At 68.2% G+C, this 24,673-nt stretch carries 27 protein-coding genes; 19 read left to right on the top strand and 8 right to left on the bottom strand.

Translation table 11 applies throughout. From position 1 onward, the window contains the following. Together A9W95_RS23185 and deoC are read left to right on the top strand one after the other, a co-directional pair. Window positions 1-420, top strand: a complete 420-nt coding sequence (locus A9W95_RS23185; protein ID WP_067418359.1) for a DUF2599 domain-containing protein — start codon at window positions 1-3, stop codon at window positions 418-420. Beyond that, window positions 420-1,091 carry a deoxyribose-phosphate aldolase gene (deoC, locus tag A9W95_RS23180; RefSeq protein WP_067418357.1) on the top strand — a complete coding sequence of 224 codons (672 nt, stop codon included), beginning with the start codon at window positions 420-422 and terminating at the stop codon, window positions 1,089-1,091. The genes A9W95_RS23185 and deoC overlap by 1 nt, the downstream gene beginning before the upstream one ends. Here deoC and A9W95_RS23175 read toward each other — a convergent pair. The 3 genes from A9W95_RS23175 to A9W95_RS23165 are packed head-to-tail and all read right to left on the bottom strand — an operon-like array spanning window position 1,081 to window position 3,514. Next, window positions 1,081-2,127, bottom strand: a complete 1,047-nt coding sequence (locus tag A9W95_RS23175) for a DUF2993 domain-containing protein (protein ID WP_067418354.1) — start codon at window positions 2,125-2,127, stop codon at window positions 1,081-1,083. The two genes, deoC and A9W95_RS23175, sit on opposite strands and share 11 nt — an antisense overlap. Continuing rightward, complete coding sequence (locus A9W95_RS23170; protein ID WP_067418351.1) at window positions 2,124-2,957, bottom strand: carbon-nitrogen hydrolase family protein; 834 nt, start codon at window positions 2,955-2,957, stop codon at window positions 2,124-2,126. The genes A9W95_RS23175 and A9W95_RS23170 overlap by 4 nt, the downstream gene beginning before the upstream one ends. A 32-nt stretch (window positions 2,958-2,989) precedes the next feature. Next, complete coding sequence (locus A9W95_RS23165; RefSeq protein ID WP_067418348.1) at window positions 2,990-3,514, bottom strand: DUF2505 domain-containing protein; 525 nt, start codon at window positions 3,512-3,514, stop codon at window positions 2,990-2,992. Window positions 3,515-3,540: 26 nt separating this feature from the next. Here A9W95_RS23165 and A9W95_RS23160 point away from each other — a divergent pair, with 26 nt between their 5' ends. Next, on the top strand, window positions 3,541-4,641 hold the full coding sequence (locus A9W95_RS23160) for a UDP-N-acetylmuramate dehydrogenase (protein WP_067418345.1): 1,101 nt from the start codon (window positions 3,541-3,543) through the stop codon (window positions 4,639-4,641). 40 nt (window positions 4,642-4,681) lie between these two features. Further along, a complete protein-coding gene (locus tag A9W95_RS23155; RefSeq protein ID WP_156746362.1) occupies window positions 4,682-6,070 on the top strand; it encodes an Ig-like domain-containing protein in 1,389 nt (462 codons plus the stop codon). On the opposite strand, the gene A9W95_RS23150 is transcribed toward A9W95_RS23155, so the two are convergent. Further along, window positions 6,048-6,806, bottom strand: a complete 759-nt coding sequence (locus A9W95_RS23150; protein ID WP_067418341.1) for an SDR family NAD(P)-dependent oxidoreductase — start codon at window positions 6,804-6,806, stop codon at window positions 6,048-6,050. The genes A9W95_RS23155 and A9W95_RS23150 overlap by 23 nt on opposite strands. Window positions 6,807-6,985: 179 nt before the next feature. Between A9W95_RS23150 and A9W95_RS23145 the strand changes: the two genes are divergently transcribed. The 6 genes from A9W95_RS23145 to regX all read left to right on the top strand — a co-directional run bounded on the left by A9W95_RS23145 (window position 6,986) and on the right by regX (window position 13,142). Beyond that, window positions 6,986-8,311, top strand: a complete 1,326-nt coding sequence (locus A9W95_RS23145; RefSeq protein WP_082983277.1) for an ROK family transcriptional regulator — start codon at window positions 6,986-6,988, stop codon at window positions 8,309-8,311. Between the two features lie 51 nt (window positions 8,312-8,362). Continuing rightward, the gene (mshA, locus tag A9W95_RS23140) at window positions 8,363-9,694 is read left to right on the top strand and encodes a D-inositol-3-phosphate glycosyltransferase (protein WP_067418338.1); all 1,332 of its coding nucleotides are present in this window, start codon (window positions 8,363-8,365) and stop codon (window positions 9,692-9,694) included. Continuing rightward, on the top strand, window positions 9,691-10,203 hold the full coding sequence (locus A9W95_RS23135) for a YbjN domain-containing protein (protein WP_067418336.1): 513 nt from the start codon (window positions 9,691-9,693) through the stop codon (window positions 10,201-10,203). The genes mshA and A9W95_RS23135 overlap by 4 nt, the downstream gene beginning before the upstream one ends. Before the next feature lie 98 nt (window positions 10,204-10,301). After that, window positions 10,302-11,057, top strand: a complete 756-nt coding sequence (locus tag A9W95_RS23130; RefSeq protein ID WP_067418333.1) for a phosphoglyceromutase — start codon at window positions 10,302-10,304, stop codon at window positions 11,055-11,057. Window positions 11,058-11,203: 146 nt separating this feature from the next. Continuing rightward, on the top strand, window positions 11,204-12,436 hold the full coding sequence (locus A9W95_RS23125; protein ID WP_156746358.1) for a cell wall metabolism sensor histidine kinase WalK: 1,233 nt from the start codon (window positions 11,204-11,206) through the stop codon (window positions 12,434-12,436). 22 nt (window positions 12,437-12,458) lie between these two features. Further along, a complete protein-coding gene (gene regX / locus A9W95_RS23120) occupies window positions 12,459-13,142 on the top strand; it encodes a two-component sensory transduction protein RegX (protein ID WP_067418331.1) in 684 nt (227 codons plus the stop codon). 110 nt (window positions 13,143-13,252) lie between these two features. Here regX and A9W95_RS23115 read toward each other — a convergent pair whose 3' ends face one another. From A9W95_RS23115 to A9W95_RS23105, 3 genes are read right to left on the bottom strand one after another with little or no spacing between them, the layout of a single operon-like run. Further along, on the bottom strand, window positions 13,253-15,121 hold the full coding sequence (locus tag A9W95_RS23115) for a GMC family oxidoreductase (protein WP_067418328.1): 1,869 nt from the start codon (window positions 15,119-15,121) through the stop codon (window positions 13,253-13,255). After that, the gene (locus tag A9W95_RS23110; protein WP_067418325.1) at window positions 15,118-15,459 is read right to left on the bottom strand and encodes a hypothetical protein; all 342 of its coding nucleotides are present in this window, start codon (window positions 15,457-15,459) and stop codon (window positions 15,118-15,120) included. Before A9W95_RS23110 ends, A9W95_RS23115 begins: the two co-directional genes overlap by 4 nt. Next, a complete protein-coding gene (locus tag A9W95_RS23105; RefSeq protein ID WP_067418391.1) occupies window positions 15,456-16,418 on the bottom strand; it encodes a hypothetical protein in 963 nt (320 codons plus the stop codon). The genes A9W95_RS23110 and A9W95_RS23105 overlap by 4 nt, the downstream gene beginning before the upstream one ends. 79 nt (window positions 16,419-16,497) lie before the next feature. Here A9W95_RS23105 and A9W95_RS23100 point away from each other — a divergent pair, with 79 nt between their 5' ends. After that, the gene (locus A9W95_RS23100) at window positions 16,498-17,220 is read left to right on the top strand and encodes a FadR/GntR family transcriptional regulator (protein WP_067418322.1); all 723 of its coding nucleotides are present in this window, start codon (window positions 16,498-16,500) and stop codon (window positions 17,218-17,220) included. Window positions 17,221-17,228: 8 nt separating this feature from the next. Here A9W95_RS23100 and A9W95_RS23095 read toward each other — a convergent pair whose 3' ends face one another. After that, window positions 17,229-18,023 carry a hypothetical protein gene (locus A9W95_RS23095; RefSeq protein WP_067418320.1) on the bottom strand — a complete coding sequence of 265 codons (795 nt, stop codon included), beginning with the start codon at window positions 18,021-18,023 and terminating at the stop codon, window positions 17,229-17,231. Window positions 18,024-18,129: 106 nt separating this feature from the next. Between A9W95_RS23095 and A9W95_RS23090 the strand changes: the two genes are divergently transcribed. The 8 genes from A9W95_RS23090 to A9W95_RS23060 all read left to right on the top strand — a co-directional run bounded on the left by A9W95_RS23090 (window position 18,130) and on the right by A9W95_RS23060 (window position 24,672). Then, on the top strand, window positions 18,130-19,164 hold the full coding sequence (locus A9W95_RS23090; RefSeq protein WP_067418317.1) for a Ppx/GppA family phosphatase: 1,035 nt from the start codon (window positions 18,130-18,132) through the stop codon (window positions 19,162-19,164). Further along, window positions 19,161-20,225, top strand: coding sequence for a hypothetical protein (locus A9W95_RS23085; protein ID WP_067418313.1), 1,065 nt, complete (start codon window positions 19,161-19,163; stop codon window positions 20,223-20,225). The genes A9W95_RS23090 and A9W95_RS23085 overlap by 4 nt, the downstream gene beginning before the upstream one ends. A gap of 16 nt (window positions 20,226-20,241) precedes the next feature. Continuing rightward, window positions 20,242-21,084, top strand: a complete 843-nt coding sequence (locus tag A9W95_RS23080) for a sugar phosphate isomerase/epimerase (protein WP_067418311.1) — start codon at window positions 20,242-20,244, stop codon at window positions 21,082-21,084. Window positions 21,085-21,097: 13 nt separating this feature from the next. Further along, window positions 21,098-21,931, top strand: coding sequence for a thioesterase family protein (locus A9W95_RS23075; protein WP_067418308.1), 834 nt, complete (start codon window positions 21,098-21,100; stop codon window positions 21,929-21,931). A 36-nt stretch (window positions 21,932-21,967) separates the two neighbouring features. Further along, complete coding sequence (gene proC / locus A9W95_RS23070) at window positions 21,968-22,837, top strand: pyrroline-5-carboxylate reductase (protein WP_172826697.1); 870 nt, start codon at window positions 21,968-21,970, stop codon at window positions 22,835-22,837. A gap of 140 nt (window positions 22,838-22,977) precedes the next feature. Then, window positions 22,978-23,235 (top strand): cell division/environmental response transcriptional regulator, encoded by a 258-nt coding sequence (locus A9W95_RS23065; protein WP_067418303.1) that lies wholly within the window; start codon window positions 22,978-22,980, stop codon window positions 23,233-23,235. A 141-nt stretch (window positions 23,236-23,376) separates the two neighbouring features. Beyond that, window positions 23,377-23,478 carry a 30S ribosomal protein bS22 gene (locus tag A9W95_RS26575; RefSeq protein ID WP_003402602.1) on the top strand — a complete coding sequence of 34 codons (102 nt, stop codon included), beginning with the start codon at window positions 23,377-23,379 and terminating at the stop codon, window positions 23,476-23,478. Window positions 23,479-23,547: 69 nt separating this feature from the next. Next, complete coding sequence (locus A9W95_RS23060; protein WP_067418300.1) at window positions 23,548-24,672, top strand: SDR family oxidoreductase; 1,125 nt, start codon at window positions 23,548-23,550, stop codon at window positions 24,670-24,672. Window position 24,673: the final 1 nt, after the last annotated feature.

Below are 24,673 nucleotides of genomic sequence, written 5' to 3'. Positions count from 1 at the left end.
ATGAAGACCCGGATCTTGGCGCCCGCGGCGGCGCTCGGCGCCCTGCTGTGTGCCGCCCCGGCCGCGGCTGACCCCACCTCCGGCCCCTGGTATGCGCCGCCGTATGTCGACCACACCGAATGGGTGCAGTGGGGGCGGCTGACCAGCTTGCGCGTATACCCGACCCAGAGCGGACGACTGGCGGCGCGGCAGGAAGGTGCCGGCCCGGCAGCCGACGAGGCCTGGGCCGAAGTGCTGGCGCAATCACCGAACGCCGACACTGCCGGAATGCGCGCTCAGTTCCTGTGCCATTGGCAATTCGCCGAAGTGGCTCAGCCCGGTAAGACCAGCTGGAACCTCGAGCCGTGGCGGCCCGTCGTCAACGACGCGCAAATGGTGGCAGCAGGGTGCAACCCGGGCGGCTCGGAGGAGCCGTTCTAGTGCCCATCACCCGGGAGCAGTTGGCGGCCTTGGTGGACCACACGCTGCTCAAGCCCGAGGCCACCGAAGCCGATGTGACCGCGCTGGTCGCCGAAGCGGCCGACCTGGGCGCCTACGCGGTGTGTGTCTCGCCGTCCCTGGTGCCGGCGGCCGTCGGGGCCGGTGCTCGACGGGTCGCCACGGTGGCCGGCTTCCCTTCTGGCAAGCACCGCTCGGCGATCAAGGCACAGGAAGCCGCGCAAGCCGTCGCCGACGGCGCGGTCGAGGTCGACATGGTCATCGACGTCGGCGCCGCCCTGGCCGGGGAGTTCGCCGCGGTGCGCTCCGACATCGAGGCCGTCCGGGCGGCGACGGCGGGCGTGGTGCTCAAGGTGATCGTGGAATCCGCGGTGCTGCTCGCCCAGGCGGACGACGACGTCTTGACGAAGGTGTGCGACGCCGCCGAGCGGGCCGGCGCGGACTTCGTCAAAACCTCGACCGGGTTTCATCCGGCGGGCGGTGCGACCACGCGGGCGGTGGACGTGATGCACCGGGCCGTCGGCGGCCGGCTAGGCATCAAAGCCAGCGGCGGCATCCGCACTGCCGCCGACGCGCTGGCACTGCTGGATGCCGGCGCTACCAGGCTGGGCCTGTCCGGCACCCGCGCGGTGCTCGACGGGCTCAGAGGTTAGCGAAGCAGGGGTCGTTCCCGCCGGCCGGAATGGTGGCGTTGCGGGTGGAGAAGTGCGCCACCACGCTGTTGTCGGTGACCTGAACGTTGTCCGCGTGCACACCCAGCGGGTAGTTCTTGGTCAGGTTCGAGGTGTATTCGGTGAGTGTGGACTGCACCGACTCCTTCGGCAGCGAGAAGCCCAGTGTGTTGAAGCTGACGATCTGAAGGTCCAGGCCGTTGCCGGAGATCACCGGCTTGGCGACGATGTCGTTGAGCATGCCCTTGAGCTCGACGGTGCCGTCGCTGGGATGGGTGGTCACGCTGCTGGTCACGAATTCGCCCAGCACCGGAATGGCGTTCTGCACTGACTGCTTGATGCCGTCGGCCGTCCAGGTGATGGTCGCATCCAGGGCGCCCAGGGTCCCCTTGGAATCCCCGTTGTCACGCAACTGCACATCTTGGATGTTGAGCTGCATCTTCATGCCCTTGGCATCGCGGATCTGGTTGCCTGCCGTTTCCACCGTGATGTTGGTGTAGTGATCCGTGGCGACCTGCCACAGCAGCAGCGGCGCCACCCCGAACGACGCGGTGGCCTGGTCCTTGACCTCACACGCGACCGCGGCGGCGACCTTGCTGTTGGCCTGGTGGCGGACGTAGAGCTCGGCGCCGATCAGGCCGGCCAGCAGCAGCGCGAACACGATGATCACGACGAGGAAGATCGAGAGCGGATCGCGCAGTCGGCGCCGCTTCTTCTTACCCTCCGGCGGCTGTTCCTGCGGCGGGGTGAGCGAAGTGGTCGGGGCGCCGGCGGGGTTTGGCGGCGGGCTGTAGACAGGTCGCTGCGCGTCGGCGTGGGCCGCGCCGCCCGGCGGCTGGTTCTGGTAGGACGGTTGCCCGGGTGGGGGAGGCTGGGCACGACCACCGGCCGCGGCGCCGGGGCGCAGCTGGGTGGTGGGGTGCTCAGACGGTAACGGCGGCCGGCCAAGCGGGCTGTGATCGCCAGGACGCGCCCATGTGTTTGGGCCTTCGTTCGGGGGTCCCTGCGGATTCGTCACCCGGGTGATTCTGCCTTATCAAGCTGAACAAATCTTGAGTGGTTGCGCAGCACCGCGATGCTTTCCCGAGCGGCGGCGACCCGGGCGGGGTCGATATCGGCGACGACGAGCTGCGGATCGGCGCCCGCGGATGCCACCACTTCGCCGAACGGCGAGGCCACCAGGCTGCCGCCCACTCCGGTCGGCGCCCCCGACGACGCGCCTGGCCCGCTCAGCGAGTCGCCGGGATCTGCCTGCCCGCTGGCGGCGATGTAACTCATCGAGTCCAACGCGCGGGCGCGAGCCAGCAGCGTCCACTGCTCGAGTTTGCCGGGTCCCGACCCCCACGACGCCGCCACCACAATGACCTGAGCGCCCCGCCGGGCCAGCTCGGTGTACAGCGCCGGAAAGCGGATGTCATAGCAAACGGTCAGCCCGATTGCGACACCGTCGACGGTGATGACCACCGGATCCCGCCCGGGCGCGACGGTGCGCGACTCGGTGAACCCGAACGCGTCGTAGAGATGGATCTTGTCATAGTGCACGCTCGGCCCCCCGGGAGCGGCGGCGAGCAGCGTGTTGGTCACCCGGCCGTCGCCTGACGGCGTGAACATGCCCGCGACCACGGTGATGCCGGTCTCGGTCGCGATCTGTCGCACGCCGTCGGCCCACGGGCCATCCACCGGCTCGGCGACCGGTGCCAGCGGCACCCCGAAGCGGCACATCGTCGCCTCGGGAAACACCACGACACTCGCACCGACATCGGCGGCTTGGCCGGCGTGTTGCCGCACCAACTGCAAATTGGCTGCCGGATCCGTGCCACTGAGAATCTGCGCCAACGCGATTCGCATGTTCGCCAGCTTAGAAGCTCGCGCCGGAAGGCTCAGCAGTTGTCGGCGACCCACTGCGTGGTGAATCGCTGCTCGAGGGTCACCAGCTGGCCCAATTCATTGCCGATGATGCTTTCCAGCTTGCCGCCGATCAACGGGATGCGTACGTGGATGGACAGCTGCAGCGTCATCCGGGAACCGCCGTTCTCGGCGACGGGTGCCAACACGGCGGTGCCCGACAGGCTCACCGGAGCATCCACGATGGATCCCTTGATGGTGGCGGTGGCGATGCCGTCGGTCACCGGGCCCCAGGTCTCCTCCCGCCGGACACACAGGTCGCCCCGGTGCAGTTGCGTGACGAGCCCCGGCAGGTTGTGGCTGCACACCGTCTGCAGGGTGACCACTTCGATGATGCCGTCATCGCCGGAGTCGCGGCCTACCCGCATCGACTCGATGGTCGCGATGTCGACCGGCGTTTCGGCCAGCCGGCCTTTCCAGTAGTCCGGGTCTTGAAAAGCCCGGTGAACCTGTTCGACGCTGCCCTCATAGTCGGCAGACATGTCGAATGAACGGGGCATAGCTGGTCACGCTACCGTTACGGGCCATGAAGCGGAGCGGTGCCGGCGTGCTCTTTGCCGGTGCGCAGGTCGAGGAGTCGGTTTCGCTGGCGCCGCTGACCACTCTGCGGGTCGGGCCGGTCGCCGAACGGCTAATCACCTGCGCCGCCACCGATCAAGTGATCGCCGTGTTGCGCCAGCTCGACGCCGACGCTGACGCCGGTGTAAGCGGCCCTGTGTTGGTGTTTGCTGGTGGCTCCAATCTGGTGATCGGAGACGCGCTCGAAGACCTGACCGCGGTGCGGCTGGCCAACGACGCCGTCACCGTGACTGGCAATCTTCTCCGCGCCGAGGCGGGGGCGGTGTGGGACGACGTGGTGGTCACCGCGATCGAGCATGGGCTGGGCGGGCTGGAATGCCTGTCCGGAATCCCCGGCTCCACCGGGGCCACCCCAGTGCAGAACGTGGGCGCCTACGGCGCGGAGGTGTCCGACACGATCACCCGGGTGCGCCTGCTGGAGCGCAACAGCGGCGCGGTGCGCTGGGCCGACGCCGACGAGTTGGGCTTCGGGTACCGAACCAGCGTGCTCAAGCGGGCGGCCGGGCTGGATCTGCCCGCCGTGGTGTTGGAAGTGGAGTTCGCGCTGGACGCCTCGGGCCGCAGTGCGCCGTTGCGGTACGGCGAGCTGACCGCCGCGCTGGGCGCACGCAGCGGCGAGCGCGCCGATCCGCGGGCGGTGCGCGATGCCGTGCTGGCGTTGCGCACCCGCAAAGGCATGGTCCTCGACTCCGCTGACCGGGACACCTGGAGCGTGGGCTCGTTTTTCACCAATCCGGTGGTCGCACCGGAGGTCTACGAACGGCTGGCCGCGCACAGCGACGTTGCGGTGCCGCACTTTCCAGCTCCCGACGGCGTGAAGCTGGCCGCCGGCTGGCTGGTGGAGCACGCCGGCTTCGGCAAGGGCTACCCCGCCGACCAGAACGCACCGTGCCGACTGTCCACCAAACATGCGCTGGCGGTGACCAACCGGGGCGCAGCGACCGCGGAGGACGTGATGCTACTGGCCCGCACCGTCCGCGACGGCGTCCGTGATGTGTTTGGTATCACACTGCAACCCGAACCTGTCCTGGTCGGTTGCGCGCTGTAGCTGCTATTTTCGTCGCCAAGTGCCCCCGCCGCGCCTCTTTGTGGCGGGGAAGCGGGTGTTTCTGCCGGTATCTTTGACTCTCGTGAGCACATCCAGCACCCCGGAAAGTCGAGGGCCGATCACTCGGCGCAAGGCTTTGACCGCCCTTGGCGTCGGGGTGTTTGCACCGAGCGTGCTGGCTGCTTGTGCTGGAAAAGCCGGCTTGCAACAGGCCGAGAAAAAGCCGCCCCCGGCGCCGAAGCTTACGTTTCGCCCGGCCGACGCGGCCCAAGACGTGGTCCCGATCGCCCCGATCAGCGTGGAGATCAGCGACGGCTGGTTCCAGCGCGTTGCGTTGACCAACTCCGCCGGCAAGCCCGTCGCCGGCGCCTTCAACCAAGACCGCACCGTCTTCACCACTACCGAGCCGCTCGGCTACGACTCGACGTACACCTGGTCGGGCTCGGCCGTGGGCCATGACGGCAAGGCCGTTCCGGTGGCCGGCAAGTTCACCACCGTCACGCCCAAGAAGAAGATCGACGGCGGATTCCAGCTCGCCGACGGCCAGACGGTCGGCGTCGCCGCCCCGATCATCATCCAGTTCGACGCCCCGATCAGCGACAAGGCCGCCGTCGAACGGGCGCTCAGCGTCACCACCAACCCGCCCGTCGAGGGCAGCTGGGCGTGGCTGCCCGACGAGGCCAAGGGTGCGCGCATCCACTACCGTCCGAGGGAGTACTACCCCGCGGGCACCACCGTCAACGTCGACGCGAAGCTCTACGGGCTGCCGTTCGGGGACGGTGCCTATGGCGCGCAAGACTTTTCGCTGAACATTCAGATCGGCCGCCGCCAGGTGGTCAAGGCCGAAGTCTCCTCACACCGCATCCAGGTGATCACCGACGCCGGCGTCATCATGGACTTCCCGTGCAGCTACGGCGAGGCCGACAAGGCGCGCAACGTCACCCGCAACGGCATCCACGTGGTCACCGAGAAGTACGCCGACTTCTACATGTCCAACCCGGCCGCCGGCTACAGCAACGTGCACGAACGCTGGGCGGTGCGCATCTCCAACAACGGCGAGTTCATTCACGCCAACCCGATGAGCGCCGGGGCGCAGGGCAACAGCAACGTCACCAACGGCTGCATCAACCTCTCCACGGCCGATGCTGCGGAGTACTTCCCGACGGCGATGTACGGCGACCCGGTCGAGGTGACCGGTAGCTCGATCCAGCTGTCCTACAGCGACGGCGACATCTGGGACTGGGCCGTGGACTGGGACACCTGGGTGTCGATGTCCGCGCTTCCGCCGCCCACCTCGCACCCGCCGTCGACGCAGATCCCGGTCACCGCGCCGGCCACGCCGTCGAACGCGCCCAGCCTGTCGGGCACCCCCACGACCTCCTCGACGACGACCTCTTCGACCACGCCTAGCTCTGGTCCAGGTGGTTGAACCGGCGCGTCGCTGAAGCCTGGTCGCGTGGCCGGATGATGATCTGGTCCAGATTGACGTGCGGGGGCCGGGACGCCACAAAGCCGATCACCTCGGCGACGTCGGCGGCCACCAGCGGCGTCATGCCGGTGTAGACGGCGTCCGCGCGGTCCTGGTCACCGGCGAACCGAACCAACGAGAACTCCGTCTCCACCGCGCCGGGCGCAATTTCGGTGAGCCGCACGGGTTTTCCCAACAATTCGCCGCGCAGCGTGCGGTGCAACGCGCCCTGGGCGTGTTTGGCCGCGGTGTAACCCGCGCCGCCGTCGTAGACCTCCATGGCGGCGATCGAGGTGACCGTGACGATCAGCCCGTTCCCGGACTCGATCAGCTTGGGCAACAGCGCGCGGGTCACCTGCAAGGTGCCCAGCACGTTGGTCTCCCACATCCAGCGCCAGTTGTCGAGATCGGCGTCGGCCACGGGTTCCAGCCCCTTGGCGCCGCCGGCGTTGTTGACCAGCACGTCGACTCGGCTCAACTGGCGGGCCAGCGCTTCCACCTGATCGGCTTGTGTGACATCGGCCACAACGGCACTACCGCCGATCTCGTCGGCCAGGGCACTGATGCGGTCTTTTCGACGTGCCACCGCGACAACGTGAAACCCTTGCGCGGCAAGGGTTTTGGCTGTCGCTGCGCCGATGCCGGAGCTGGCCCCGGTAACCACCGCAATGCGTTGCTGCGTGCCCGAAGTTGTCATCGAGAACAACTCTAGTAAACGTGCTAAATTTTCCGATGTGTACCGCAGCGCCTTGTTCAGCACGATGACCGCGTGTCTTTGCGCGGGCGCGTGTTGTTGTCGCGCACTTTGCCGCGCCTGACTTTTCGTCGGCAGGTGTGGCCAAGGACCGGCCAGCTGAACTCGGACAAAGGACGCACGTGCACACCACTACTCTCACCCAACGTTCCCACCGTCGTACCGCCGCGACCAAGGGTCAGCTGCGGACCTACCGCCAGGTAGTGCCGCCGGCGCTGCAGTTGTCGGATTCCGCGGCCGCCTCGGTCTTCCGCGCGGTGCGACTGCGCGGACCGGTCGGACGCGATGTGATCGCCAATGTCACATCGCTGAGCATCGCCACGGTGAACCGCCAGGTCATTGCGCTGCTCGATGCCGGCCTGCTGCGCGAGCGCGCCGACCTGGCCGTGTCCGGCGCGATCGGCCGGCCCCGGGTACCCGTGGAGGTCAACCACGAGCCGTTCGTGACGCTGGGCATCCACATCGGGGCGCGGACCACCAGCATCGTGGCCACCGACCTGTTCGGTCGCACCCTCGACACCGTCGAGACGCCCACTCCGCTCAGCCCGGCCGGGCCCGCTCTGACCTCCCTGGCCCACAGCGCCTCGCGCTACCTGCGCCGTTGGCACCGCCGTCGGGCCTTGTGGGTCGGTGTGGCGATCGGTGGCACCGTCGACGGCGCCACCGGCCTGGTCGATCACCCGCGGCTGGGGTGGCGGCAGGCGCCGGTCGGTCCGGTGCTGGCCGACGCGCTGAGCCTGCCCGTCTCGGTGGCCTCCCACGTCGATGCCATGGCGGGCGCCGAACTGTTGCTCGGGATGCGCCGGTTCGCCCCGAATTCGTCGACCAGCCTGTACGTCTATGCGCGGGAAACCGTGGGCTATGCCCTGGTGATCGGTGGCCGGGTGCACTGCCCCGCCAGCGGCCCGGGAACCATCGCGCCGTTGCCGGTCAACTCCGAATTACTGGGCGGCGCAGGGCAATTGGAGTCAACTGTCAGCGACGAGGCGGTGCTGGCGGCCGCGCGCCGGCTCAAGCTTCTGCCCAGCCTGGTGCCCGGCGCGGCTCCGGTGAGCCGGGCCGGCGGAGCGGCCACGGCGGTGACCGATCTGCTGCGGATGGCGCGCGGGGGCAACCAGCCGGCCCAGGAATTGTTGGCCGAGCGCGCCCGCGTGCTCGGCGAGGCGGTGGCCTTGCTGCGCGACATGCTCAACCCCGACGAACTGGTCGTCGGCGGGCAGGCGTTCACCGAGTATCCGGAGGGCATGGAGCACGTGGAGGCCGCGTTCGCGGCGCGCTCGGTGCTGGCGCCGCGGGACATTCGCGTCACCGCCTTCGGCAACCGGGTGCAGGAAGCCGGGGCCGGCATCGTGTCGTTGGCCGGGCTGTACGCCGACCCGCTGGGGGCGATGCGCCGCTCGGGTGCGCTGGACAACCGGCTTCCCGACAGCGAAGCTCTGGCCGAGTAGTGCTGACGTGCGACGACCGGTCGTCGCGGCCCGTCCTGTAAACATGACAGTGTGCGGCGCGACGACTCGGCGGTGACTGACCCGCGCCGCGTGGCACTTCTGGCGGTGCACACCTCACCCTTGGCGCAACCGGGCACCGGCGACGCCGGCGGCATGAACGTGTATGTGCTGCAAAGCGCGCTGCATCTGGCTCAACGCGGCATCGAAGTGGAGATCTTCACGCGCGCCACCGCATCGGTGGACCCGCCGATCGTGCGGGTCGCACCCGGTGTGCTGGTGCGCAATGTGGTGGCCGGCCCGTTCGAGGGCTTGGATAAGTACGACCTGCCGACCCAGCTGTGCGCGTTCGCCGCCGGGGTGCTGCGCGCTGAAGCCGCCCACGAACCGGGCTACTACGACATCGTCCACTCGCACTACTGGTTGTCGGGCCAGGTCGGCTGGCTGGCCCGCGACCGCTGGGCGGTGCCGCTGGTGCACACCGCGCACACGTTGGCCGCGGTGAAGAACGCCGCGCTGGCCGACGGTGACACCCCCGAGCCGCCGCTGCGCACGGTCGGTGAGCAACAGGTGGTCGACGAAGCCGACCGGCTCATCGTCAACACCGAAGACGAAGCGGCGCAGTTGATTTCGCTTCACCGCGCCGACCCGGCGCGGATCGATGTGGTGCATCCCGGGGTCGATCTGAAGCTGTTCCGGCCGGGAGATCGCCAGGCGGCGCGCGCCGCACTGGGGCTGCCGCCCGACGAACAGGTGGTGGCCTTCGTGGGCCGCATCCAGCCCCTCAAAGCGCCCGACATCGTGCTGCGGGCCGCCGTCGCGCTGCCCGGGGTTCGCATCGTCGTGGCGGGTGGTCCGTCGGGCAGCGGTTTGGCTTCACCGGACGGACTGGCGCGGCTTGCCGACGAATTGGGGATTGCCGAGCGGGTGACGTTTCTGCCGCCGCAGTCACGCGAGGACTTGGCGACGGTTTATCGCGCGGCCGACTTGGTGGCGGTGCCCAGCTATTCGGAGTCGTTCGGGTTGGTCGCGATCGAGGCGCAGGCCTGCGGAACGCCGGTGGTAGCGGCCGCGGTCGGCGGGCTGCCGGTGGCTGTGCGCGACGGGATCACCGGCACGCTGGTGGCCGGGCATGACGTCGCCGGGTGGACGACGGCTATCGGTCACCTGCTCGAGGCCGGCGCCGGACCGCAAGGCTGGGCGATGAGGCGTGCAGCGGCCAAGCATGCCGCGGGCTTTTCGTGGGAATACACCACCGATGCGCTACTGGCCAGTTACCGGCGTGCGATCGGTGACTTCACTGCCGAGCGCCGGGGACGAGTGCGCGACCTGGTCGCTGCCCGCAAGCCCAGGCGCTGGACGACGCGTCGAGGGGTGGGGGCATGACGACTAGCGTGACCGTGCAGCGCGTGATCGAGGACGCGCTGAAAGCCAGTCAGCTGAACTACTCGTTCCACGCCGGCGCACACGGCGGCCTGCCGGGAATCATCGTGGAACTGCCCGGCGAGCGCCGGCTCAAGACCAACACGATCCTGAGCATCGGGGAGCATTCGGTGCGCGTCGAGGCCTTCGTGTGCCGCAAGCCCGACGAGAACCATGAAGGCGTCTACCGGTTCCTGCTCAAGCGCAATCGGCGTCTGTACGGGGTGGCCTACACGTTGGACAACGTCGGCGACATCTACCTGGTGGGCCGGATGTCGTTGGACTCGGTGGACGCCGAGGAGGTCGACCGGGTACTCGGGCAGGTCCTCGAGGCCGTCGACGCGGACTTCAACACCTTGCTGGAGTTGGGTTTCCGCTCCTCCATCCAGAAAGAGTGGGAGTGGCGGGTGTCGCGCGGGGAGTCGTTGAAGAACCTGCAGGCGTTCGCGCACTTGATCGACGACGACGACTAGTCTCCCGCGAGCGGAACCGGGCCGCGAATTTCGGGCCCGCCTTTCGCGGTGGCGTTACGCTCGGCGAGCCTTAGACCGCGCGTGAGAGACTGGCCGGCATGGGTGACACCGCCACGCTGGTCTTGCTGCGCCACGGTGAGAGCGAATGGAATGCGCTCAACCTGTTCACCGGCTGGGTGGACGTCGGGCTGACCGAGAAGGGCCGCGGCGAGGCCGTCCGCGGCGGCGAGCTGATGGCCCAGGAGAACCTGCTGCCCGACGTGCTGTACACGTCGCTGCTGCGGCGCGCGATCACCACCGCGCACCTGGCGCTCGACGCCGCCGATCGATTGTGGATTCCGGTGCGGCGCAGCTGGCGGCTCAACGAACGCCATTACGGCGCGCTGCAGGGCCTGGACAAGGCCGAGACCAAAGAGCGTTACGGCGAAGAGCAGTTCATGGCCTGGCGGCGCAGCTACGACACCCCGCCACCACCCATCGAGAAGGGCAGCAAGTTCAGCCAGGACGCCGACCCGCGATACGCCAACATCGACGGCGGTCCGTTGACCGAATGCCTGGCCGACGTGGTGGCCCGATTCCTGCCCTATTTCACCGACGTCATCGTCCCGGACCTGCGCACCGGTAAGACGGTGCTGATCGCCGCGCACGGCAACTCCCTGCGGGCTCTGGTCAAGTACCTGGACCAGATGTCCGACGAGGACGTCGTCGGACTGAACATCCCGACTGGTATTCCGCTGCGCTACGACCTGGACGCGCAGTTGCGGCCGGTGGTGCCCGGCGGCACGTATCTGGACCCCGAGGCGGCCGAAGCGGGCGCTGCCGCGGTCGCTGGGCAGGGCGGCAAAAAAGCCTGATGGCGCCGCCTTTCGCAACGCCGAAAGGACCTCTTGCTGAACATCGCGTGAACGGCAGCCGAACACATGCCACGCAGTATGTGACTTGTCCGATTTTGGCCGCGCTCCGCTAGGGTGTCGTTCACCCAATTTGTAGGATTTTGGTTGTGACTGTGTTCTCGGCACTGTTGCTGGCCGGGGTTTTGTCCGGGCTGGCACTGGCCGCAGGCTTTGCCCTAGGCGCTCGGCTGTCGGGGCGGGTTACGCAACGTCGGCCCCGCGCGGCCACCGACTGGGCGGGCATCACCGTCGCCCAGATGCTGCAACGCATCGTCGCCCTGATGCCGCTGGGGGCGGCGGTGGTCGACAACCACCGCGATGTCGTCTACCTCAATGACCGGGCTCAGGAATTGGGCCTGGTGCGTGACCGCCAACTCGACAAGCAGGCCTGGCAGGCCGCTCAGCAGGCGTTGAGCGGAGACACCGTCGAATTCGACCTGATGCCGCCGAAGCGTCCGGGCGGCCGATCCGGATTGTCGGTGCACGGCCAGGCCCGGCTGTTGAGCGAGGAAGACCGCCGGTTCGCCGTCGTCTTCGTGCACGACCAGTCCGACTACGCGCGCATGGAGGCCACCCGGCGCGACTTCGTGGCCAACGTCAGCCACGAACTCAAGACGCCGGTGGGTGCCATGGCGTTGCTTGCCGAGGCGTTGCTGGCCTCGGCGGACGACTCCGAGACGGTGCGGCGGTTCGCCGAGAAGGTGCTCATCGAGGCCAACCGGTTGGGGGACATGGTCGCCGAACTGATTGAGCTGTCCCGCCTGCAGGGTGCCGAACGGCTGTCCAACGTGACCGAGGTCGATGTCGACGACGTTGTGTCCGAAGCTATTTCGCGTCACAAGGTGGCCGCCGAGAACGCCAAGATCGAGATTCGCACCGACTCGCCCAGTGGATTGCGGGTGCTCGGCGACGAGACCCTGCTGGTCACCGCACTGGCCAACCTGGTGTCCAACGCCATCGCCTATTCGCCGAAGGGCTCGCTGGTGTCGATCAGCCGCCGCAGGCGCGGCGACAACGTCGAGATCGCCGTGACCGACCGCGGGATCGGGATCGCTTTGGAAGACCAGGAGCGCGTCTTCGAGCGGTTCTTCCGCGGCGACAAAGCGCGATCGCGCGCGACCGGCGGCAGCGGCCTGGGGCTGGCGATCGTCAAACACGTCGCGGCCAATCACAACGGCAGCATCGGCGTGTGGAGCAAGCCCGGAACCGGATCGACGTTCACGTTGTCGATTCCGGCTGTCAAGGCGACTCCGCACGACGATGACGAGGAGCCTGAGCCGTTTCTCAGCCACGACGTGAGGTTCAGCAGATCACAACGAGAGGAAGAGCTGAGTCGATGATCCGCGAAATAGAGTGGCGCCGATGACGAGCGTGTTGATCGTCGAGGACGAGGAGTCGTTGGCCGACCCCCTCGCATTCCTGTTGCGCAAGGAGGGCTTCGAGGCCACGGTGGTGACCGATGGCCCTGCTGCGCTCGCCGAATTCGACCGGGGCGGGGCAGACATCGTGCTGCTCGACCTGATGTTGCCGGGCATGTCGGGCACCGATGTGTGCAAGCAGCTGCGTGCCCGGTCCGGCGTGCCGGTCATCATGGTGACCGCCCGTGACAGCGAGATCGACAAGGTCGTGGGTCTCGAGTTGGGCGCGGACGACTACGTCACCAAGCCGTACTCGGCGCGCGAACTGATCGCCCGCATCCGGGCGGTGCTTCGCCGCGGCGGCGACGACGACTCCGAGATCAGCGACGGCATCCTGGAATCCGGTCCGGTACGGATGGACGTGGAACGCCACGTCGTCTCGGTCAACGGCGACACGATCACGTTGCCGCTCAAGGAATTCGATCTGCTCGAGTACCTGATGCGCAACAGTGGGCGAGTGTTGACCCGCGGCCAGCTCATCGACCGGGTGTGGGGCGCCGACTATGTGGGGGACACCAAGACCCTCGACGTCCACGTCAAGCGGTTGCGGTCCAAGATCGAAGCCGATCCCGCCAACCCGGTGCACCTGGTGACCGTGCGCGGACTGGGCTACAAGCTCGAGGGCTAGCTGGTCCCCGGCGCGAGTGTGCCTTGACGGCGCGGAGTCTGCGCTGATGGCCGACTTTCGGGCTTAGGGCCGCCCGGGATGCACACTCGGCGCCCAGGACGCACCGTCGACTAGCCGCGCGCGCCGACGATCTCGTCGGCTACCGCCAGTGCCATCGCCATGATCGACACCTGCGGGTTCACTTCCGGGCAGCTGGGCAAAATCGACGCGTCGGCGACCCAGGCGCCGTCGATTCCGCGCAGTCGACCGGTGGGATCGACCGGGCAGACCTCCTCGTCGGCGCCGGCGGCCGCCGTACCGGTCGGGTGGAACGCCGCCAAATGCAAGCCGCGCGGGCTGCACCGTTCCAACGCCTCCTGCAGCGCCTCGGGCGAGGCCACCGTGCGCGCACCGGGCAGGCCGGTGAGGACTTCGACCGCGCCGGCGGTGAACAGCAACCGACCGATGGCGCCCATGGCCACCCGCAACTTGGCCACATCGGCCGGGGCGATGTCGTAGCGCACCAGCGGTGTCCCGCGCAGCGACAGCACCGACCCCACCCCCTGATCGGCCACCATCGCGCCGAACGTTGCGATATTTGGGGCGCGGTCCAGCCAGCCCAGCAATTCGGCGCCGTAGCCGGGGAACACCATCGACCCCATGCCCGGCGGTGTGGAGGTCGCTTCGATCAGCACCCCGTCGGACTCGTGGAATTCGTGGACGGCCGCGCTCTGCAGCACGCCGCGCCAGGCGTACACGTCATCCTCGAAGCGCCCGGCGAGCATCGTCGCCGGATGCAGTGCCAGGTTGCGCCCAATTCGGGGATGGGCACCAAGGCCGCTGCGCCGCAACAACATCGGCGTTTCGACGGCCCCGGCGGCCACCACGACGATGTCGGCCAGCACGTCGACGGCGGTGCCGTCGGGGCGCCGGGCCCGCACTCCGCGGGCGCAGCCACGCTGATGCAGCACCCGTTCCACGCGCGCGTTGCAGACGATCCGCGCGCCCGCCTCGCATGCTTGGGGCAGCGCGTTGAGATGGACCCCGAACTTGGCGTTGTGCGGGCAGCCGATCGCGCACTGGCAGCAGCCCTCACAGCCCGGCGCGTTGCGTGGGATGGGTGCGGCTTGCCAACCCAAGGACTGCGCGGCGTTCAGCAGGAGATTCCCATTGCGGCCCATGATGTCTCGCGGCGCCGGTGCGACTTGCAGGGTGCGTTCTACATCGTCGAGGTGACCGGCCAGGCGGTCCGGGTCGGCCAGGCCGAAACCGAACTCGTCACACCAGCGTCGCTGGACCGAGAGCGGCGGCCGGTAGCAGGTGCCGGAGTTGACCACGGTGGTGCCGCCGACCGCGCGGCCCATCGGCAACACCACCGAGGGGCGGCCGACCGCGACGGTGGCGCCGGCGCCGCGATACAGCCCGGCGTAGCGGTCGATCGGATGGGTGGAGCGGAACTCCTCAACGGTCCAGCGCCGTCCCTCTTCCAAGACGACGACGTCCAGGCCGGCCCGCGCCAGGGTGCGCGCGGCCATGGCGCCTCCGGCGCCGGACCCGACGATCACCGCATCTGCGTGAAGGACCGAAGGGCTTTCGGTCGCCGAGGTGATGGTCAGCGCCGCATCGGGCCGCACCGCGTGCTGCTCTTGGGCGCGGCTGAGCAGTTCGTGGGCGTAGGCGTCCGCACCGTTGGCCAGCAGCGCGATCACCTTGATGCCGTCCACCGCCGCACCGGCATCCGGCCCCAGTGCCGCGATGCGACGCAGCACCTGTTCGCGCGCAACGGGATTCAGCCGCGACAGCGAGCGTCCGGTAGTGAAGTAGCTCGCCGCCGCCAGCGACATCAGCCCGGCGCGCACCGCCAGCCGAGAGGTGACCGGCATCCGCGCCAGGTAGCGGTCTAGGCGCTCGACGAACTCGGCCGGAGCCGGACCGCCGTGCTCCTCGGGCAGTAGTGCGGTGCCGAAGTCTGCCGTCGCGCGCTCTGCCAACCGGCTCATGGCCGCGTCGACAGGACACGGCCGAGCGCGCGCCCGAACTTGATGAAGAACGGGTAGGTGGCGAAGATGCCCCCGGCGGCGGCGTGCAACGGCCACTGCGCCTTGTCGGTCTCCACGCCGAAAACTCCGCTGTTCCACATGAAGTCGCGACCGTTGCGAGCCCGGAACGCTCGCCACAGGAATCCCAGCCCGGGCACGTTCTGGTACAGCCCGAAGGACCCGGCGAAAAAGATGCCAAGGATGGCGGCTTCGACGAGCCCGCGGCGGCGCTGCGGCACGCCGCGCTCGACGAGCACTCCGGAGACGAACAACAGCGGCGGATCGAGAGCAAAACTCATGACGATGTCCCTTCGTTGACCCTCTCGTTGACCATGGGAGCCTGCTCGCCGCGCAGGCCGACTTCGGCATGTCCGGTGCCCAGCACTGACCAACGCCGGTCGTCGACCTCGATGTGGATGTCGGCCTGCTCGGTGTTGGTGCATACCGCGGTGCCGCCGTCGGGATCGGTGTATTGCAGACTCACGCACTTGTGCGGCGGCTGGTCGACGCGGATGAGCACGTGGCGCCCGCGGATGCGTCCCTCGAGTTGCCAGTGCTGCACACCGAGCGTCGTGCGTAACCGCAGCGACGGCAAGGGACCTGCGGGCCAATCCTTTCCGTCGATGCGGAAGCGGACGAAGGCCAGTGGCGCCAATCGGCGCAGTCCGGGTTTGTGGGACACGGCGGTCACCGCTTCCACGACGTCGCCGTCGCCGAGGTCGGCGTGCAGCCAGGCCCAGCGCTTGGCGTTGCCGTGTCCGTAGATATGGGCGACGGCACCGCGCCACCCGTCGACGACGTGACTGGTCTCGCCGACGGTCAACGAACCGGTGAAGTCGGCGGTAGGGGCAAGCACCACCTGCGCGCCGGGCAGCAATTCACGTTCCCAGGCCACCCGGGGAAACGTCCACAACGGCGCCGCGGTGTCCTTCCAGGACAGTTCCCAGCCGAATGCTCCGGCCCGCCCGGACAGTCCCTCCGGGCCGGCGTGCGCGCCCGCCGCATCGAACCAGGCCCGGTCGGTCGGCGGCTCCACGGGCTGTGGGCCGAACCGTTGCGTGCGTGGTGGCGCGTCTGCCGGAAACCAGGTCACCCAGCCGTGCGCGTAGGGCACCCCGGAAGTGGGTGCCACCGTCTCGTAGTGCACCCAGAGGCCGTCGCGGGTCACCGGATTGGACAAGGTGGCGTACCAGACTTCCAATCGACCCGGCTTGCCGCGCCAGCGCGGGGCGACGGCCGTCCTCATCTCGTCGTCCACTTGTTCCTCCTGCGATTGGCGACACGCGGCGGCCGGTGGTTTCGGACCTCCGGTGGCATCCACTATATTGGTTGAGCCAATGAACCAGTCAAGTCCGCTGCAACCGCCGGAACGCCAGCGCGTCGATGAACAGATCGCCGCGCAGCTCGCCGACGCCATCCTCGACGGCGTTTTTCCGCCCGGTTCGACATTGCCGCCTGAGCGCGACCTGGCCGACCAGTTCGACGTCAACCGCACCTCGTTACGGCAGGGTTTGGCGCGGCTCCAGCAGATGGGGCTGATCGAAGCCCGGCAGGGCAGCGGCAACGTGGTCCGGGACCCGGAGGGACTGACCCATCCGGCGGTGGTCGAGGCCCTGGTACGCAAATTGGGGCCGGAGTTCCTGGTCGAATTGCTGGAAATCCGGGCGGCCCTGGGTCCGCTGATCGGGCGCCTGGCCGCTGGCCGCAGCACCGGCGACGACGTCGAGGCGCTCCGTGCCGCGCTGGGCGAGGTGCAGGCAACCGACACCGCGGGGGCGCGGCAAGCCGCCGACCTGGCCTTCTTCCACGTGCTGATTCACAGCACCGGCAACCGCGCGTTGGGTTTGCTGTACCGCTGGGTAGAACATGCCTTCGGCGGCCGTGAACACGAACTCACCGGCGCCTACGAGGACGCCGATGCGGTGGTCGCGGACCTGCGGGCGATCACCGACGCCGTCGCGGCGCGGGATGCACCCGCGGCGGCTACCGCCGTCGAAACGTATCTGAACGCCAGCGCCCTGCGCATGGTGCTCGCTTACACCAAGGACAACGGCGGCTGACCGGCGCGCTATTGCGCGGCGCGGGTCGCGGGATGCACCGCGATCAACCCTAATTGGCTGCGCCGCTTGCACATTGCGGCCAGCTCGGCGTAAGCCTTCTCGCCCAGCAGTTCGGTGAGCTCGTCGGCCAGGGTCTGCCAGACCTGCTTGGCGCCCACGTGTGCGCCCGGGTCTCCGGTGCAATACCAGTGCAGGTCCGCGCCTCCCGAGCCCCAGCCGCGGCGGTCGTACTCGGTGACGGTGGTCTTGAGAATCTCGGTGTCGTCGGGGCGGGTGATCCACTCCTGGCTGCGTCGGATAGGCAGTTGCCAGCACACGTCGGGCTTCATCGTCAGCGGTGGCACCCCCAGCTTGAGAGCTTTGCTATGCAACGCGCAGCCGATACCACCGGCAAAGCCGGGCCGGTTGAGGAAGATGCAGGCGTTCTTGTGTTTGCGGGTGCGGAAGGAGGGCTGCCCGTCATGCTCGTCGAGTTCGAGGTAGCCCTTGCGGCCCAGGCCCTTCTCCCGGAACTGCCAGTCCTCGTCGGTCAGCTTCTGCACCGCGTCGTCCAACCGCGCGCGGTCGTCGTCGTCGGACAAGAAGGCTCCGTGGGAACAGCAACCGTCATCGGGGCGGCCGGCCACCGTGCCGTGGCAGGCGGGTGTGCCGAACACGCAGGTCCACCGGGACAGCAACCAGGTCAGGTCCGCGGCGATCAGGTGCTCGGGATTGTCGGGGTCGTAGAACTCCACCCATTCCCGGGCGAAATCCAATTCGACCTCTTGCCCGGGAAGCGCCGGCGTGGGGCGCGAATGTGCCACGGCTCCAACGTTAGACCACTTTTCGGTTCGGCCCGCCCGGCGACGCGGGGGGAGCCGGGCGTGGGTCGAGATACTCCCGCAACCTTCTCCGACTAGGTTGTTTCCCGTGCGATTGGGTGTGTTGGACGTGGGGAGCAACACGGTCCACCTGTTGGTGGTCGATGCTCACCGTGGCGGGCACCCGACCCCGATGAGCTCGACGAAGGCGACGCTGCGCCTGGCCGAGGCCACCGACAGCTCGGGCAAGCTCACCAAACGCGGTGCCGACAAGTTGATCTCCACGATCGACGAGTTCGCCAAGATCGCGGTCAGCTCGGGCTGCAGCGAGCTAATGGCCTTCGCCACTTCGGCGGTGCGCGACGCCGAGAACTCCGAGGACGTGCTGGCTCGCGTCCGCAAAGAAACCGGCGTCGAACTGGTGGCGTTGCGCGGCGTCGACGAGTCACGCCTCACCTTCCTCGCGGTGCGCCGGTGGTACGGGTGGAGCGCGGGTCGGATCATCAACCTGGACATCGGTGGCGGATCGCTGGAGCTGTCCAGCGGCGTCGACGAGGAACCCGAGGTGGCGTTGTCGTTGCCGCTGGGGGCGGGGCGGCTGACCCGGGAATGGCTGCCGGACGATCCGCCGGGCCGTCGGCGGGTGGGCATGCTGCGCGATTGGCTGGATGCCGAGCTCGCCGAGGCCAGCGCGACCGTTCTGGAGGCCGGCGAACCCGACTTGGCGGTGGCAACGTCGAAGACCTTCCGATCGCTGGCCCGCCTCACCGGGGCGGCACCGTCGGCGGACGGTCCGCGGGTGAAGAGGACGCTCACGGCCAATGGCCTCAGACAACTCATATCTTTCATCTCTAGGATGACGACCGCTGATCGGGCAGAACTGGAAGGGGTGAGCGCCGAGCGCGCGCCGCAGATTGTGGCGGGTGCTCTGGTGGCGGAAGCAAGCATGCGTGCGCTGTCGATAGAAGCGGTGGACATCTGCCCGTGGGCGCTACGGGAGGGTCTCATCTTGCGCAAACTCGACAGTGAAGCCGACGGGACCGCGTTCATGGATTCTTCGGCTGTAGAGACTTCGGTGCGCGATGCTAAAGGTCAGGTAGGTGATCGGATGGCAGCTAACCGATCGAGAGGCAACAAACCATGACCGGACCCCACTCCGAGACCGAGGACGGCGCCACCCGGCAAATCTCGGTCGCTGAACTGCTGGCCAGGAACGGGAACATCGGCGCGCCCGCGCCCACCCGGCGCCGACGCCGGCGCCGCGGTGACAGCGACGCGGTCACCGTCGCCGAACTGACCGGCGAAATTCCGGTCATCCGGGACGAGCCGCGCGAGACCCGCACGGCGCCGCCGGCGCCAGAGGCGTCCGAGCCAGGCAACGGCCGGGTGGCGGTGGCCGAGCCCGCGCCGCAACCGGCTCCCGAACCGGTCCTCGACGAGCCCGTCGGGCAAGCGCCCGAGACGGTGTCAGACGACGTCGCCGAAGCGGTTCCCGACCAACCGGCCAAAAGCGCGTATTGGTCGGAGCCGGAGCCGCGCTGGCCCAAGTCCGACCCGGTGACCCGGCGCGGAACCGGCCCCGAACGCAGCGAATATCCGCGCCCACTGCGCTACAGCGACGACGCGGACGCCGACCGGCGCGGGCAATCCGGCGCCGAGGACATGAGCCCAGACCCGGTGGAGCACTACGGCGACACCTCGGTCGACACCTCGGTCGACCTCGCCGACGGCGACGTGCCCGCCACGACGGCGGAGGAGACGGCCGAAGACTCCGCGTACGTGCGTTCCTACCTGCACGGCTCTGAAGGGACCTTGTTCGGCGGGCAGTCGCTGGCCGACGAGGTGGCTCGTCGGCGCAGTGAGCAGGCGCCGTCGGTGTTCGACGAAGAAGAGGACCGCGACCAGGAGGAAGCCGAACACACCGGGCAGACCACGGGGACGCTGACCGCACTGTGGCGCGGCGCGGTCATCGTCTTGCAGTCGATCCTGGCCGTCGCGTTCGGCGCCGGCCTGTTCATCGCCTTCGATCAGCTGTGGCGCTGGAACAGCATCGTGGCCCTGGTGCTCTCGGTGCTGGTCATCCTCGGCCTGGTGGTCGGGGTGCGGGTGGTCCGCAAGACCGAAGACATCGCCAGCACGTTGATCGCAGTTGCCGTGGGGGCACTGATCACCCTGGGGCCCTTGGCGCTGTTGCAGTCGGGTTAGGCGCCCACCACCCACTGTGCGCCCAGCAATCAAAGTCGGCCTGTCGACAGCATCCGTGTACCCGTTGCGGGCCGAGGCAGCTTTCGACTATGCCGCCCGGCTGGGCTACGACGGGGTCGAGTTGATGGTTTGGGGCGAGTCGGTCAGCCAGGACGTCGGCGCGGTCAGGAAGCTGTCGCAGCGCTACCGGATGCCGGTGTTGTCGGTGCATGCGCCGTGTTTGCTCATCTCCCAACGGGTCTGGGGCGCCAACCCGATTCCCAAGCTGGACCGCAGTGTGCGGGCCGCGGAGGAGCTGGGCGCTCAGACCGTGGTGGTACACCCGCCCTTTCGCTGGCAACGGCGGTACGCCGAAGGATTCACCGAGCAGGTGGCGGCCCTGGAAGACACCAGCGGGGTGCTGGTGGCCGTGGAGAACATGTTCCCGTTCCGCGCGGATCGGTTCTTCGGCGCCGACCAGTCCCGGGAACGCATGCGCCGGCGCGGCGGCGGACCCGGGCCGGCGATCTCGGCGTTCTCCCCGTCCTACGACCCGCTGGACGGCAACCACGCCCACTACACCCTGGACCTGTCGCACACCTCCACCGCCGGCAGCGACGCCCTGGACATGGCGTCGCGGATGGGTGCGGGCCTGGTCCACCTGCACCTGTGTGACGGCAGTGGGTTGCCCGCCGATGAGCACCTGGTGCCCGGCCGTGGCACCCAGCCGACCGCCGAGGTGTGCCAGAGCCTGGCGAGTGGGGCGTTCAACGGGCACGTCATCCTCGAGGTGTCGACCTCGTCGGCGCGGTCGGCCAGTGAGCGCGAGACCATGCTGGCCGAGTCGTTGCAATTCGCTCGCACTCATCTGCTGCGCTGACCCCCAGGAGACCATGAACGCGTTATTCACCACCGCGATGACCTTGCGGGAGGTAGGGCCCGGCGCTTACGCCGGCGAGCTCAACGAGCACTGGACCATCGGTCCCAAGGTGCATGGCGGCGCCATGGTCGCGCTGTGCGCCAACGCCGCGCGCACCGCGGGTGCCGGACCCGACCAGCAGCCGGTCGCGGTGTCGGCGAACTTTCTGTGGGCGCCCGACCCCGGGCCGATGCAGCTGCTGACCTCCATCCGGAAGCGAGGCCGCCGCATCAGCGTGGTCGACGTCGAGCTGAACCAGGGGGAGCGCACGGCAGTGCACGCCGTGGTCACGCTGGGCGAGCCGGAACACCATCTCCCGGGCGGGACCACTGCTCCGCTGCTGTCGGCGAACCCGGTGCTGGACCTGATGGCCCCGGAACCGCCCGAGGATGTGGCGCCGATCGGAGCCGGGCACCGGCTCGCGGGTCTGGTGCACCTGGGCGAAGGTTGCGACGTGCGGCCCCTGTTGTCGACGATGGAGCCCGCCAACGAAGGGTGGTCCGGCCGGCCGCCGATGCTGCAGATGTGGGCGCGGCCGCGCGGGGTGGCTCCCGACGCCCTGTTCGCGTTGATGTGCGGCGACCTTTCGGCGCCGGTCACCTTCGCGGTGGATCGCACTGGCTGGGCGCCGACTGTGCAGCTGACCGCGTTCCTGCGCGCCTTGCCGGTGGACGGCTGGCTGCGCGTGGTGTGCACCTGCGTCGAGATCGGGCACGACTGGTTCGACGAGGACCACATCGTCGTCGACCAAGCCGGTCGTCTGGTCGCGCAGTCGCGCCAACTGGCGATGGTGCCCGCCGCCCGGTAGCCCGTCGAGGCCGAGGTGTCTGACATGCTTTCCGGCATGGCACGAATCGCGATCATCGGCGGAGGCAGCATGGGCGAGGCCCTGCTCGCGGGCCTGTTGCGGGCCGGGCGGCAGGTCAAGGACCTAGTGGTCGCCGAGCGGATGCCGGATCGCGCCAAATATCTGGCGCAGACGTACTCGGTGCGGGTGACGTCGGTGCAGGACGCGGTGGAAAGCGCGACTTTCGTGGTGGTCGCCGTCAAACCCGCCGACGTCGAGGCGGTGATGGGGGACTTGGCGAACGCGGCCGTGGCCGCCGACAACGACAGCGCCGAACAGGTGTTCATCACCGTGGCCGCCGGCATCACGATCACCTATTTCGAGTCCAAGCTGCCCGCCGGAACCCCCGTCATCCGGGCGATGCCCAACGCGGCCGCGCTGGTGGGCGCCGGCGTCACCGCCCTGGCCAAAGGCCGATTCGTCTCCGCCGAACAGCTCGCCGAGGCATCGGCACTGTTCGACGCCGTCGGCGGTGTGCTCACCGTCCCGGAATCGCAGATGGACGCGGTGACCGCCGTGTCCGGCTCGGGCCCGGCGTATTTCCTGCTGCTGGTGGAAGCTCTGGTCGAGGCGGCGGTGGCGGTCGGCATCAGCAGGCCGGTCGCCAACGACCTGGCCGTGCAGACCATGGCTGGAGCGGCGGCCATGCTGCTGGAACGGATGGACCAAGACCGCGACCAGGCCGACGGTGAGCCGCTGCGGGTGGACACCTCAGCCTTCGAGCTGCGGGCGTCGATCGTCTCGCCCGGCGGGACCACCGCAGCGGCGCTGCGCGAGCTGGAACGAGGCGGATTTCGGGCGACCGTGGACGCCGCCGTCCAGGCCGCCAAAACCCGCTCTGAGCAGCTAAGAATTACATCGGAATAATTCAAGTTTTTTGAACTAGTTGTCCCCCACCAGTACCAGTAACCCCACTAGTCCCGCTATTCTCCTCTTTGTATGCACTCGTTGGTGCCAGCGGAGGGGAAGCCGCTGGGATTGCGGGCGCCTGACACGATTGGGTTGCGATGACGTCTAGTAACGGGCCATCAGCACGGGATTCTGCAGGTAAGGGACGCGACGCCGGTTCGGCCGAAGGTCAACAGTCCCGGACACAATTTCTCACCGTCGCCGAGGTCGCCGCGTTGATGCGGGTCTCGAAGATGACGGTGTACCGGCTGGTGCACAACGGCGAGCTGCCCGCGGTTCGGGTCGGGCGCTCCTTCCGAGTGCACGCCAAGGCCGTCCACGACATGTTGGAGACGTCCTACTTCGACGCGGGCTGAACCCAACCCGTCTCTGCCTGAATAGCGTCGCGCGCCCTGGAACTGGTCGCGCGGCTGCCGGTTTGGTGTTCGATGTGGGCTGCCGGGTAAAGTGTCTGGGTCAATTCCAATTAGCCGGTAACGGGTCAGATAGCGGAGTCCATGGGTTCAGTCATTAAGAAGCGGCGCAAGCGGATGTCCAAGAAAAAGCATCGCAAGCTGTTGCGTCGCACCCGGGTGCAGCGCAGAAAACTCGGCAAGTAGGCCCACGGCCGGCGCGCAGCGTCACCATCCCGTAACGCTCCTGTTCCGCCTCGCGGCTAGGCTATCGGGGTGGAATCGTCGAATGGCCGTGGCGGTGGTGACACCAGCGGCGGCGACAATGTGCACTATCCGAAAGTCGTGCTGGTTACCGGCGCGTGCCGGTTTCTCGGCGGCTATTTGACCGCACGCCTCGCTCAGAACCCGTTGATCAACCGGGTCATCGCGGTCGATGCGATCGCGCCGAGCAAAGACATGCTGCGACGAATGGGCCGCGCGGAGTTCGTGCGCGCCGACATCCGGAATCCATTCATTGCCAAAGTAATTCGCAACGGCGAGGTCGACACCGTGGTACACGCCGCGGCGGCTTCCTACGCGCCCCGGTCCGGCGGCACCGCGGCCTTGAAGGAACTCAACGTGATGGGCGCGATGCAGCTGTTCGCGGCCTGTCAGAAGGCGCCGTCGGTGCGCCGCGTCGTACTCAAGTCCACCTCCGAGGTGTATGGCTCGAGTGCGCATGATCCGGCGGTGTTCACCGAAGACTGCAGCAGCCGTCGACCCTTCCGGGAAGGCTTTGCCAAAGACAGCCTCGACATCGAGGGCTACGTGCGCGGGCTGGGCCGGCGCCGGCCCGACATCGCGGTGACCATCTTGCGGCTAGCAAACATGATCGGGCCCGCGATGGACACCACGCTGTCCCGCTATCTGGCCGGACCGCTGGTGCCTACGATGTTCGGCCGCGACGCCCGGCTGCAGCTGTTGCACGAGCAGGATGCGCTCGGCGCGCTGGAGCGTGCCGCCATGGCCGGTAAGGCGGGCACGTTCAATATCGGCGCCAACGGGGTAATCATGCTGTCTCAAGCGATCCGTCGGGCGGGTCGAATTCCCTTACCGGTACCCGGCTTTGGCGTGTGGGCGCTCGATTCGCTGAGACGCGCTAATCGTTACACCGAAATCAATCGCGAGCAGTTTGATTACTTGAGTTATGGGCGCGTCATGGATACGACAAGAATGCGTACGGAACTTGGATTCGAACCGAAATGGTCGACGGCGGAAGCCTTCGACGATTACCTTCGCGGACGAGGCATGACTCCCATTATCGACCCAGATCGGGTACGCTCCTGGGAAGGTCGCGCCGTCGCGTTAGCGCAGCGTTTGGGTAGCCGAAATCCAATTCCGTGGGGTGGGGTCAGGTAGA

Origin of the sequence: Mycobacterium sp. 1423905.2, from assembly GCF_001673155.1 — a bacterium.
Lineage (GTDB): Bacteria > Actinomycetota > Actinomycetes > Mycobacteriales > Mycobacteriaceae > Mycobacterium.
The sequence above is the reverse complement of the archived record's forward strand: the minus strand, read 5'-3'. Positions and strand labels throughout refer to the sequence as shown.